This is a genomic window from uncultured Zoogloea sp., from assembly GCF_937894855.1.
GTDB classification, from domain to species: domain Bacteria; phylum Pseudomonadota; class Gammaproteobacteria; order Burkholderiales; family Rhodocyclaceae; genus Zoogloea; species Zoogloea oryzae.
The window spans coordinates 1-12,702 of record NZ_CALAYQ010000100.1 but is presented as its reverse complement, the minus strand read 5'-3'; the positions used below and the strand labels follow the sequence as shown (position 1 = coordinate 12,702).

Below are 12,702 nucleotides of genomic sequence, written 5' to 3'. Positions count from 1 at the left end.
ATAACTGAAGATTGCCTCAGGCTCTTGCCCGTTCAGCGTACTCCCGGGCTATCGCACCCAGCCCGCCCATGGCGAAGTGGAACAGGTGGTCGGCAACCATCTGGGGAGGCATCTGAAAAACCTCTTTCAAAGGCCCCGGGAAGGTGCGCCCGCCGACCAGCAGCATCAGGCAGGGGGTAATCACGTTCATCAGGCAACGGGTCACGGCCGGATCTTCTGCAGGTATTCCGGTAATCTCGCTGAGTAGTCGTTTGACGAGCAACATCTTGGGCAGCGCTTCATCCTGGAACAGCACCTGCAGATGTGAACTTGGCGCCAACACCTCCCTGGCAAGGACACGCAGCTGCCAGGCTTGAGGTTCTTGCATGGCCTGCGCGACCAGTTGCTCTATCAGCACACGCAATTTCGATTCTGGTGGCGATTCGCTACCAACCAGTTGCTGCAGGTCGGCCATGCCCAGCAGCTGGCCATGGGCCGCTGCCAATACGGCCTGGTACAGGCCGCTGTGGTTGCCGAAGTGATAGTTGATGGAAGCCAGATCCACCTGCGCCCGGGCGGCGATGTCCTTGTTGGACGTTTCGGCGTAGCCCGTTTCGGCGAACAGCTCACCTGCAGCCTCCAGTATTCGTGTTTTTGTGGCTTCGCCATCCGAACGAAGTCCGCGTGCGGGTTTGATCATCCCTTGTTTTCCAAAGTAGATAAGGCTTGCATTGTCGAATAGATTAACTTTAAAATCAATTTAATATCTGGTGCGCAATACATCCTCCCCTCATGTCCCTTTCTGGATATTCATCATGAAAAAACCGCTCATTGCCCTTGTTCTCCTGGTTGTGTTGGCCTTGGGTGCTTGGGCGTGGATGCACCAGCGAAACCAGGGCCACGACGATGCGCTGGTGCTGCACGGCAACGTGGACATCCGCCAGATTGCGTTGGCCTTCGATGGCAGTGGCCGTGTGGCTGAATTGCGCGTCGAGGAAGGCGATCGCGTGAACGCAGGAGTCGTGCTGGGAGTGCTGGATACCCGCACCCTGGCCTTGCAGGCCGAACAGGCACAAGCGCAGATTGGTGTTCAGCAGCAAACCCTGCAACGTTTGCGCAATGGTGCACGGCCGCAGGAAATCGCCCAGGCCAGGAGCCGTGTGACTGCAGCCCAGGTCGATGCCGCACAGGCCGAGCAGGATCTGCAACGTTTGCAAGGCATCGCCGCCAACACGCAGGGGCGTGGTGTCAGTGCGCAAGATCTGGACCGCGCCAAAAGCCATCTGCAGGTTGTCCAGGCCAAGCTGACGGATCAACAAGAAGCCTTGCGTCTGACAGAACTGGGACCGCGCGCAGAGGACGTGGCCGGCGCCGAGGCGCAGCTCAAGGCGGCGCAGGCGCAACTGGCCTTGCTGCAGCACCAGATCGCTCAAGGCCAACTCAAGGCGCCGGCAGACGCCGTGGTGCGTTCGCGCCTGCTCGAACCCGGCGACATGGCGACACCGCAGAAACCTGTGCTGGCCCTGGCGCTGACCCAGCCCAAGTGGGTGCGTGTCTATGTGGGCGAGCCTGACCTGGGTCGGGTCAAACCCGGTATGCCGGCACGTGTGACCACGGATGGCTCCCCCGGCCAGTCCATCGCGGGCAAGATCGGCTACATCTCCTCGGTGGCCGAGTTCACGCCCAAGTCGGTACAGACTGAAGCGTTGCGCACCAGCCTTCTCTACGAGCTGCGCGTACTGGTCGATGACCCGCAGGATGTGCTGCGCCTGGGGCAGCCGGCCACCGTCCACCTGACAGCGGGCACCGCGCAATGAGCGATGGCGGCGCGACGGTCGTCGCCGATGGGCTGCGCAAGACCTTCGAGGCGCCGGGCGGCGGTCCCTTGCATGCGGTGGGCGGCTTGTCGCTGACGGTGCGGGCGGGTGAGTTGACGGCCCTGGTCGGCCCGGACGGTGCCGGCAAGACCACCTTGATGCGCATGATGGCCGGACTGCTCAAGCCCGATGCGGGGACATTGCGCGTGCTGGGCATCGACGTCGCCCACGACCCGCAAACGGTGCAGGACCGCATCAGCTACATGCCGCAGCGCTTCGGCCTGTACGAAGACCTGAGCGTGCAGGAAAATCTGGACCTCTACGCCGATCTGCACGGCGTGCCGCAGGCAGTGCGCCGCGAGCGCTTCGCGCGCATGCTGGAAATGACCGACATGGCGCGCTTTACCGCACGTCCGGCCGGCAAGCTCTCGGGCGGCATGAAGCAGAAGCTGGGTCTGGCCTGCACGCTGGTGCGCTCGCCGGACTTGCTGCTGCTGGACGAGCCCAGCGTGGGCGTCGATCCGCTGTCGCGCCGCGATCTGTGGCAGATCGTGCAGCAGCTGGTCGATGACGAAAGGCTGAGCGTGATCGTCAGCACCGCCTACATGGACGAGGCCGAGCGCTGCACCCAGGTGTTCGTGATGCACAAAGGCCTGCTGCTCGCCGAAGGTGCTCCGGGCGCGCTGCGCGAACGCGCCCGAGGGGTGACCTATGTGGCCACGCCACCGTCCGGTATGCCCGCCCGCGACCTGCAGGCACGATTGATCGACGCCGATCGATTGATCGTCGATGCGGTGCCCAAAGGCGGCGCGGTGTGGTTCATCCGCCAGCCCAAGGTGGAAACCCACGTGCTGGACGGACTGCTCGGCGACATCGACTACCAGCCGCGCCCGGAAGAACTCGAAGACGCTTTCATGATGATGCTGCGCCAGCAACATGCCGAGGGCGCGGAGTCGACGACCCGGGTATCGGCATCGTCTCCCGGAGCGCCCACGTCGTCCCCGCAGATGTCCTCGAATGGCAATGGGAACGGGCCGGTGATCGTGGTGCGCGATCTGGTACGCACGTTTGGCGACTTCACCGCTGTCGCCAGCACCTCCTTCGATGTGGCGCGGGGCGAGATCTTCGGTCTGCTCGGTCCCAACGGAGCAGGCAAGACAACCACCTTCCGCATGCTCTGCGGTCTGCTGCCGGCCAGCAGCGGGCATTTGGAAGTGGCCGGCATGAATCTGCGCACGGCGCGCGCCCAGGCACGGGCGCGCATCGGCTACGTGTCGCAAAAGTTCGCGCTCTACGGCAACCTGACGGTGCGCGAGAACCTGGAATTTTTCGGCGGTGCCTATGGGCTGCGCGGCCAGGCGCTGCGCACGCGAGTGGCGGCCACGCTCGCCCAGTTCGGCCTGGAGCCCACCGCCATCAGCGGCCTGCTGCCAGGTGGCTACAAGCAGCGCCTGGCCATGGCCACCGGCCTGCTGCACGAGCCAGACATCCTGTTCCTCGATGAGCCCACCAGCGGCATCGACCCGCTGGCGCGGCGCGCCTTCTGGCGCACCATCACCGCGCTCGCCCAGGCGGGGGTGACGGTCATCGTCACCACGCACTTCATGGAAGAGGCCGAGTATTGCGACCGCATCGCCATCCAGGATGCCGGCAAGGTGCTGGCGCTTGGCACGCCGCAGGCGGTGCGCGAGCAGGCAGGCGGTGACGGCGGCACCGACATGAACAGCGCCTTCATTTCCATCGTCGAGCAGGGTCGCGCCGACGGCCGGGACAGGAACCCGGGAGGCCGCGCATGAGGCATCCGGAGTTCATGCGGCGTTTCATCGCCCTGCTGCGCAAGGAAGTGCGCCAGATGCTGCGCGACAAGAGCAACCTGGCGGTGGGACTGCTGCTGCCGATTGCGCTGATTCTGCTGTTCGGCTACGGCCTGTCTTTCGATGTGAAGAACGCGCCGGTCGCGGTGGTGCTGGAAGACAGCGCGCCCGATGCGCGCGCGGCGGTCGCGGGTTTCCAGGGAACGATCTACCTCTCACCGGTGTGGGTCACACACATGACCGAAGCCGAGCGCTTGCTGCGCGCAGGCGAGGTGGACGCCATCGTGCGCGTGCCGCAGGACTTCTCGCGCCGGCTCGCAGCAGGCGATGCCCGCATCCAGCTGGTGCTCAACGGCGTCAACTCGACCACCGCGCAGACCGTGGAGGGCTACGTCAACAGCGCCATCGCTACTTGGGCGCAAAAGCAGGTTGACCGTGCTGGTAACAAGCCACCCGCGCTGGGGCGCGTGGAGGTGGTGCAGCGCATGTGGTTCAACGAAACCGGCAACAGCAGCTGGTATCTGGTGCCCGGACTGATCGTTCTGGTGCTAACGCTGATCGGCGCCTTCCTCACGTCGCTGCTGATCGCGCGCGAATGGGAGCGCGGCACGCTGGAGTCGCTGTTCGTCACACCCGTGCGGCCGCTGGAACTCATCTTCGCCAAGCTGGCGCCGTACCTGGTGGTCGGTGCCATCGACCTGGTGCTGTGCCTGCTGGCGGCGCGCTTCCTGTTCGAGGTGCCACTGCGCGGCTCCCTGCCCATCCTGTGCCTGGCCTCGATGCTTTACCTGCTCGTCTCGCTGCTGCTGGGGCTGTTCATTTCCGGCAAGACGCGCAACCAGTTCGAGGCCAGCCAGCTGGCCATGCTGGTCAGCTTCATGCCGGCCATGATGCTCTCCGGCTTCGTGTTCGACCTGCGCAACGTCCCGCTGGTCATCCAGGTCGTAGCGCAACTACTGCCCGCCACGCATTTCATGGGCCTGATCAAGACGCTGTTCCTGGCGGGCGACCATGGGCCGACCATCCTGCGCAGCGTCGCCATCCTTTCCCTCTACGCCGTGGTGCTGGTGTTCGCCACACAGCGCACGCTGCGCAAGTCACTGGACTGACAGCCATGGCTTCCTTCATTGTCACATTCACCCAGATCATCGCCTTGGTGCGCAAAGAGCTCCTTGCACTCATCAAGGAGCCGGCCAGCCGTGCGCTGCTGATTGCCCCGGCCTTCCTGCAAGCCCTGCTATATGGCTATGGCGCCACTTACGACCTCACGCACGTGCCTTATGCCGTGCTGGATCAAAGCCGCAGTGCGGCGTCGACCGAGCTGCTGGCGCGGATCGATGGCACCGGCGTGTTCGTGCGCGCCGCCACGCTCACCTCGCCGCGGCAGATCGCCGAGATGGTCGATGCAGAAAAGGCCTTGCTGGTGCTCAGTATTCCGCCGGACTTCGCGGCACGGCTGGGTTCTGGCCAGCCCGCGCCCCTGCAGCTCATTCTGGACGGGCGCAACTCCTCGACGGCGGGTTCGGCCGCCAGCCACGTCGGCGCCATCGTGGCCGCCTACAATGCCTCGCTGGGCACCGGTGCCCCAGGCATTCGCGTGGAACGGCGCGCCTGGTTCAACCCCAACCTGGAGTCACGCTGGAACATGATGCCTGGACTGATTGCCGCGCTGAGCATGTTGCAGACCCTGCTGCTGGCGGCGCTGTCGGTGGCGCGCGAACGCGAGCAAGGCACCTTCGACCAGTTGCTGGTGACGCCGCTCACCCCGATGCAGATCCTGATCGGCAAGGCGCTGCCTTCCATCCTGATCGGACTGCTGCAGTCCACCATCATCTTCCTGATCATCCGTTTCTGGTTCGAGATCCCGATGCAGGGCTCGGTGGGGCTGCTCTACTTCGGGCTGATCGTCTTCACCGTCGCGTCCGTTGGCGTGGGCCTGTCGATATCCGCCCTGTCGCTGACCATGCAACAGGCGATGCTCTACACCTTCCTGCTGATCATGCCGCTGATGCTGCTCTCCGGCCTGTTCACGCCGGTGCGCAACATGCCTGAGGTGCTGCAGCTTGCCACCTACGCCAATCCGCTGCGCTTCGGCATGGACATCGTGCGCCGCGTCTATCTCGAAGGCGCAGGCCTCATCGATATCTGGCGCCAATTCATCCCCCTGCTGGTGCTGGCCGCCACCACGCTGCCGCTGGCGGCCTGGCTGTTCCGCAACCGGCTTTCCTGATCGTAGGTATCCGCATGTTTGACCTCCAACACTCCCCTCTTCAACCACGGCACTTCGGCTTGGCGGCCTCCGCACTCGCCCTGGCCCTGGCCTTGACCGGTTGTGCCGTCGGGCCGGATTTCGTCAGGCCCACGCCCGCAGCACCGGATGACTGGACGAGCTGGCGCAGCGGCGATGCCTCGCTGCGCATCCCGGGCGAAGCTACCCAGGCATTGCCAGCAATATGGTGGCAGGCCTTCGACGACGCAACCCTCAATGCCTTGCAGCGCCGTGCTTTCGCTGCCAGCCCGGACCTGCAGACGGCCGCGCTGCACTTCGCCCAGGCACGCGCGCAGCGCAGCACGGTGGCCGCGCAGCGCGGGCCGGAAGTCAACGCCAGCGGCAGCGCCACCCGCCAGCGCCAGAGCGAGAGCGGTGCCAGCACGCGCATGCTCGGCATCATGGGGGCCGACCCCCGCCTCACCGAGCTGCTGGCCGAGCCGTTCACGCTGTACCAGGCGGGTTTCGACGCTTCGTGGGAGCTGGATTTGTGGGGCCGCGTACGCCGCTCGGTGGAAGCCGCCGACGCCGATGTCGGCCAGCAGGCTGCACTGCTCGACCAGGCCCGCCTCAGCCTGGCCAGCGACGTGGCGCGCAACTACTTTGAGCTGCGCACCGCCCAGCGGCAGATTCGCTTGATGCGCGAGGATATCGCCGCGCTGGAAGAGCGCGCCGGGCTGTTGCAGGCGCGTGTCGAGGGCGGCGTTCTCGATCACACCGACTTGCAACGCCAGCGCGCCGAACTGGCCGCGCTGAAGGCGCAGTTGCCGCCGCTGCTGGCACAGGAAGCCGCCAGCGCCAACCAGATCGCCCTGCTGCTGGGCGAGCGCCCGGGTGCGCTGCAAGCCGAACTGGTGCCACGCGATGCCGGCGCCAGGACTGCGCTGCCCGACCTCGCCCTCGGTCTGCCATCGGAAGTGGCGCTGCGCCGCCCCGACATCCGCACCGCCGAAGCGCACCTGCACGGCGCCACCGCCAACATCGGCATTGCCAAGGCCAATCTGTATCCCAGCATCCGGCTTGGTGCCAAATTCGGGTTCGAGTCCTACCTAAGTGGCGAATTCTCCGACTGGGGCAGTCGCACCTGGTCGATCGGCCCCAGCCTCAACCTGCCGATCTTCGATCATGGCCGGCGCACAGCCACCGTGCAATTGCGCGAGCTGCAACAACAGGAAGCGGCGGTGAATTACCAGAAAACCGTGCTGAAAGCCTGGCAGGAGATCGACGATGCGCTGTCCGCCTACCGCGCCGAACAACAGCAGGCTCAGGAACTCAAAGCCCGCAGCGACGCGGCCGGCGATGCCTACCGGCTTGCCCAGGCGCGCTACGACGGCGGAATCAGTGATTTCACCGCTGTGCTCGACGCGCAGCGCAGCTATCTGCAAGCGCGTCGCGATCTGGTTAGTAGCGAAGGTCGTTTGAACACGCGCTATGTGACCGTCAACAAGGCAATCGGCAATGCGCCATTGCGGGAAGAAGATACGACGCAATGAGGTACCTGGAAAGGCCTCCGTGGACCTGCGCGGGCCTGCTCGACAGGCGTGGGCGCCTCGTCAGGTACTTGTGGTTGCTCGCCATCGCGGCGCTCTGTGCTGGATGCGCTGGCGTCAAGGTGCGGACCGTCGGCGCGAAAGACTGCATGTCGGAGCGGCGCGGTGACGTGCTGACCACCGGCAAGCTCAGCACATCGGCACGTGACGTACTTACGAGCCTCGCGGTCCAGCCAGATCGGTGCCAGCAGAGCGTCGATCCTTGTGTTCAGGCATTGACACACACGGACGGCACAACTTGCCACGCTGGCAGAAAAAGTTGTTAACAACGCAATCTTGACCATGTGGCGAGCAATCAATTTATTGACCAAATATGTATTTTCGCCATAAAATTCGCCATAAAATTCTGCACCATATAAGGCAATTTTGTGGGAACAAAAACAAACAAAGGCGAGATTGACGATCTTGAAATTGATTTCGCCAATTTAGCCCGCCTTGCCGCCTCAGATGCGCAAGAGGATACCCGTCTGCTGCTGGCGCGGCTCATCCGGAAATACCGCCAACAACGCCCCGAACTGGCTTCGCTTCTCGATCAGTCCCTGAAAGCATCCCAGACCCGCTCGGCAGGTAACGCCATCCTGCGTCGTGGCGCACCGATAACGGACGCCGGCGAGGCACCGCTACCCGTCGACGGCGATTCCCGTTTGGCGCTGATCCGGGTCTTCGATGACCGCGTCGGATTGCCTCCACCGATTCTTCCCGGCAGTGTTCATGACGCCATCGGTGCCATCATTCGCGAACGACAGGAACGTGAGCGGTTGGCCGCCCGTGGCATTAGCCCGACCCGTTCAGCCATCCTGGTAGGCCCTCCCGGTGTCGGCAAGACACTCTCGGCCCGCTGGATTGCCAGCGCTTTAGGCAAACCTCTGTGGGTACTCGACCTGACGGCGGTTATGAGTAGCCTGCTCGGCAAGACGGGCAACAACCTGCGGGCAGCCTTGGATCATGCCAAACAACACGCTGCCGTTCTGCTACTCGACGAGATCGATGCCATCGCCAAGCGGCGCAGCGACGAGTCGGATATTGGCGAACTGAAGCGCCTGGTTACCGTCATGCTCCAGGAAGTCGATCAGTGGCCCGATACCGGCCTGCTGCTGGCTGCCACCAACCACCCGGAACTGGTTGATCCAGCTTTGTGGCGACGTTTCGATCTGGTCCTCAAGTTCGATGCACCGGATGCTGCGGCGATTGCAACGGCCATCCAGCGATTCCTCGGCGACGATCTGACCTTATTCGCGTCCTGGATCGATGTCCTGGCTGCTGGGTTGCAGGGACAGTCTCTCTCAGACGTGGAGCGCAGCATCAACGCTTTGCGTCGCGGCCATGCCTTACAGATGGCGCCGCTGGAACAGTTGATCGGATCAGCCCTGGGTCAGCGTCAGGAAGCCTTGAGCAAGGCAGAACGCCTCAACCTCGCGATTGCGCTGGCCAAGGCGGGGCGACATACGCATATGCAGATCAGCCAAATGACGGGCGTCGCTCGCGACACCATTCGCAAACACGCGGGGCCTTCCCCCCGTAAAGGCAGAGGGCTCAAGTAAATGACCACGCGATACCTGATCGGCCGCGCCGAGTTGCTGACCTATCCGATCGAAGCGCCCAAGAAGAAGGTTGGCGACAAGGCGCACCCCTATACGCTCACCGAGGCCAAGCGCATCATCGTGCCGGAGATCGAGACTGCCAACCGCATTTTCCAGGAGCTCCCAGCGAAGGCTTGTGCCGATGATCTGGCGGTGGCTCGTCTGGTATTGCATCCGGCTTATCTGGCCAAGTCGTATTTCCCGAAGCTGCTGCTCGATCAGGTGGGACTCTCGTCAGTTGGATCGCGCACCCGTCGCATTCAGCCGCGTCGCCAGACCCAGAAGAAAGCACCACCGGAAATGGAGACGACGGAACTCTTCGTGTCGGGCACGCGGGCCGCAATGGGTAATTTCCCGGCCTTCGCCCGCAGCCTGAACGAACAGATGCCAGTTGCCGAGCAATTTGCCCGCATCGAGACCTTTGCGGCCATGACCCCAGCGGATCGCCTGCATCTGGAAGGCACCAATGTCGGCCATGTTTTCGAGGTCGGTCTGCATCTGCCACCCGAGGGCGATGCCTCGGATGTTCGCGCCTTATTTGCCGACTACGCCAAGGACTGCGGCTTCAGGGTCAATGGCGAGTTCGAGTTTGAAGCCGGTCGGCTGCTCTTCGTGGCAGTCGAAGGGGATGCGACCGGCCTGGAAAACCTCGCCCAGTTCACGCTGACGCGCGTCGTCCGGCCGATGCCGCATTTGCGAGCAGCCCGTCCGGTTACCCGCAGCATGCCGCTTGCAGTGTCGTTCTCCTTGCCAAGTGGAGAACCGCTCTCCCGCGAGCCCAAGGTCGCCATTCTCGATGGTGGCCTACCGGAAAAACACGTTCTCGAAAGCTATGTCCGCCGTTATTTTCTGGCCGACGAGGAGGCCAGCGACGTACCCGATTTCACTGAGCACGGACTGGGCGTCACCTCGGCGGTGCTGTTCGGGCCGATTGAGCCCGAAGCAACGGCGGAGCGCCCCTATGCGCCGGTCGATCATCACCGTGTCCTGGACGCAAAAATTGACGGGGAAGATCCCTACGAGTTGTATCGCACGCTCGGCCATGTGGAAACCGTACTGCTCTCGCGCCAGTATCAGTTCATCAATCTCAGCCTCGGGCCTGACCTGCCGATCGAAGACCAGGATGTCCATGCCTGGACGGCCGTCATCGACAGCATCCTGAGCGATGGGGAAACCTTGATGACGGTGGCTGTGGGCAATAACGGGGAACGTGATGCCGCACTCAGCCTCAATCGCATCCAAGTACCTTCTGATAGCGTCAACGCCTTGTCCGTCGGCGCCACCGACCGGACCGGTAACGACTGGAAACGGGCCAGCTACAGTGCCACCGGCCCCGGTCGCAGCCCGGGGCGCCGGAAACCGGATGTCGTTGCTTTCGGTGGCGCACCGAAGGAATATTTTCACGTCGCAGCGCCCGGCACGCGGCCCAACCTCGCTGCGACCTTGGGAACCAGCTTCGCGGCTCCGCTCGCCTTACGCTCGGCAGTCGGCATCCGCGCCATTCTGGGCGACGCGGTTCATCCGCTGACCATCAAATCGCTGCTGATCCACGGCTGCGAAACGAAGGACGAGCATGATGTCCATCACGTCGGCTGGGGCCGGGTGCCGGCTGATCTGAACCAGTTGATCACCTGCGGCGACGGGGAAGCCCGGATCATTTACCAGGGTGAACTTCGCCCGGGGAAGTTCCTGCGGGCCCCCATTCCTTTGCCGCCTTTCCAACTGGAAGGCAAGGTTCGCTTGCGGGCGACGTTCTGCTATGCCAGTCCGGTCGATCCGCAGGATGCCGGCGCCTATACCAAAGCCGGTCTCGGTATCACCTTCCGTCCCAACAGCAGCAAGCGCAAGGCAGGTGCCGTCAATGCGTCGTCGGTCAGCTTTTTCCCAGCGGCCGAGTTCCGGACCGAAGCCGAACTGCGGACCGATCTGGGCAAGTGGGAGACTGTGCTGCATGCGGAAAACAGTTACTACGGCAGCAGTCTGCTCGAACCGGTGTTCGACGTGCATTACAACGCTCGCGAGGCCGGTGGCCTCGCATCATCCGGAGCGCCCGCCATTCGCTATGCCCTAGTGGTCACGGTGCACGCACCGAAGCATGCCCAATTGCACCAAGACATTCTCAAGGCACACGCCGTGCTGCAGGCACTGGAGCCGCAAGTCTCGCTGCCGCTGCGTGCACGAACCTGAATCCAGCCAGGGATGCAATGAGCCAGGTCGATCTCTACCTTGATGCGGCCGAACGGGCCAACACCCGACGCAGCTATGCGTCAGCCATCCAGCACTTCGAGGTTGAGTGGGGAGGCTTGTTGCCGGCAACCATCGATTCGATTGCCCGTTACCTGGCCGCCTACGCCGAATCCCTGTCGCTGAACACCCTGAAACACCGCCTCGCGGCGCTGTCGCGCTGGCACCAGGATCATGGCTTTCCGGATCCGACCAAGGCCCCGAAGATCCGGCAATTGCTCAAAGGTATCCGAACGCTCCATCCTGCCCGGGAAAAGCGGGCCAAGCCGCTGGAACTGGAACTATTGAACAGCGTCACTGACTGGCTGGTAGCAGCCACCGCAGCGGCAGTCGGCCGGGGAGATTCGGCCAGTGCCCTGCGGCACACCCGGGATCGCGCCCTGATTCTCCTCGGATTCTGGCGCGGGTTTCGCTCCGACGAACTGGCCAATCTTCGCATCGAATTCATTGAAATCAAGCCCGGCGAAGGGCTGACCTGTTTCTTGCCGCGCAGCAAGGGGGATCGCGATCTCGAAGGGCGAAGCTTCTCCTGCCCAGCCTTGTCCCGGCTGTGCCCCGTCGAGGCGGTCGAAGACTGGCTGGCTTTATCCAAACTGACGGCGGGTCCGCTATTCCGCAAGATTGATCGCTGGGGGCATTTGTCCGAGGCTGAACTGACGCCGAGCAGCATCATTCCCATGCTTCGGAAGTTATTGAGCCAGGCGGGCGTGACCGATGCCGAAGCCTTCAGCAGCCACTCGCTACGCCGCGGTTTTGCCCAGTGGGCCGGGATGAGTGGTTGGGATCTTCGGGAGTTGATGAATTACGTGGGCTGGCGCGACGTGAAGGCCGCCATGCGCTATCTGGATGGGGTCAGCACCGACCAGAAAGCACGTTTCGAGCAAGGTCTGGATCGGGCGCTACCGGAAACATCGTCCGCCTCGACGCCGCAATTGCCCAGCCTGCCCGAGGTCTCACTCACCACGATCGAGGTTTCCCTCGATCTGTCAGCCTTCAATGGCAGCCGCCGTGCCGTCGCCAATGCCCTGCGAGACATGACGAGTACCAGCCTTTCCCGGTTTCAGGCACAGCCCCTGGACCAGGAGGGCCGTCGATATCAGATTGCCGTCCCGACGCCCTCGACCGATATTTTGGACGATCATCTCTACACCTTGCTCGATGAACTCCATCGCGTTGCCGATGCCCGTGAGTGTTTTCTGGAGGCGGTCTGCCGCGACCCGGCCACCGGTCGGCATTGGGATTGATCCCGCATGACCCAACTTCACGAGACCGCGTACCCACGCCTGAAGGCAGACCCATCGGCACAGGATCTCGACGAGATTTATACCCTGACCCCCGATGAAATCGCGTTCATTGACAAAACCGTCAAGCGTCCCATTGCCCGCTCGGCAGCATTCATCTACCTGAAGCTGTTTCAGCGTCTTGGGTACTTCGTCCACATCAGGGATG

The 12,702-nt window shown here is 63.3% G+C and carries 10 protein-coding genes; 9 read left to right on the top strand and 1 reads right to left on the bottom strand.

Going from position 1 to position 12,702, the window contains the following annotated elements:
* Positions 1-16: 16 nt before the first annotated feature.
* Positions 17-679 (bottom strand): TetR/AcrR family transcriptional regulator, encoded by a 663-nt coding sequence (locus Q0672_RS12400; RefSeq protein WP_298622580.1) that lies wholly within the window; start codon positions 677-679, stop codon positions 17-19.
* A gap of 115 nt (positions 680-794) precedes the next feature.
* On the opposite strand from Q0672_RS12400, the gene Q0672_RS12395 reads away from it, so the two are divergent.
* The 9 genes from Q0672_RS12395 to Q0672_RS12355 all read left to right on the top strand — a co-directional run.
* Positions 795-1,796 (top strand): HlyD family efflux transporter periplasmic adaptor subunit, encoded by a 1,002-nt coding sequence (locus Q0672_RS12395; protein WP_156862705.1) that lies wholly within the window; start codon positions 795-797, stop codon positions 1,794-1,796.
* Positions 1,793-3,592: an ATP-binding cassette domain-containing protein gene (locus Q0672_RS12390; protein ID WP_156862704.1), complete on the top strand. Its 1,800-nt coding sequence runs from the start codon at positions 1,793-1,795 to the stop codon at positions 3,590-3,592. Before Q0672_RS12395 ends, Q0672_RS12390 begins: the two co-directional genes overlap by 4 nt.
* Before the next feature lie 14 nt (positions 3,593-3,606).
* Positions 3,607-4,719, top strand: a complete 1,113-nt coding sequence (locus Q0672_RS12385) for an ABC transporter permease (RefSeq protein WP_298622577.1) — start codon at positions 3,607-3,609, stop codon at positions 4,717-4,719.
* A gap of 5 nt (positions 4,720-4,724) precedes the next feature.
* Entirely contained in the window at positions 4,725-5,840 is a 1,116-nt protein-coding gene (locus Q0672_RS12380) for an ABC transporter permease (protein ID WP_156862702.1), read from the top strand.
* Between the two features lie 14 nt (positions 5,841-5,854).
* A complete protein-coding gene (locus tag Q0672_RS12375) occupies positions 5,855-7,372 on the top strand; it encodes an efflux transporter outer membrane subunit (protein ID WP_156862701.1) in 1,518 nt (505 codons plus the stop codon).
* A 425-nt stretch (positions 7,373-7,797) separates the two neighbouring features.
* Positions 7,798-8,970: an ATP-binding protein gene (locus tag Q0672_RS12370; protein ID WP_156862700.1), complete on the top strand. Its 1,173-nt coding sequence runs from the start codon at positions 7,798-7,800 to the stop codon at positions 8,968-8,970.
* Positions 8,971-11,196, top strand: coding sequence for a S8 family peptidase (locus tag Q0672_RS12365; RefSeq protein ID WP_156862699.1), 2,226 nt, complete (start codon positions 8,971-8,973; stop codon positions 11,194-11,196).
* A 17-nt stretch (positions 11,197-11,213) separates the two neighbouring features.
* Positions 11,214-12,497, top strand: coding sequence for a site-specific integrase (locus tag Q0672_RS12360; protein ID WP_156862698.1), 1,284 nt, complete (start codon positions 11,214-11,216; stop codon positions 12,495-12,497).
* Positions 12,498-12,503: 6 nt separating this feature from the next.
* A partial coding sequence (locus Q0672_RS12355; RefSeq protein ID WP_298622568.1) for a DUF4158 domain-containing protein occupies positions 12,504-12,702 on the top strand: 199 nt, incomplete at its 3' end.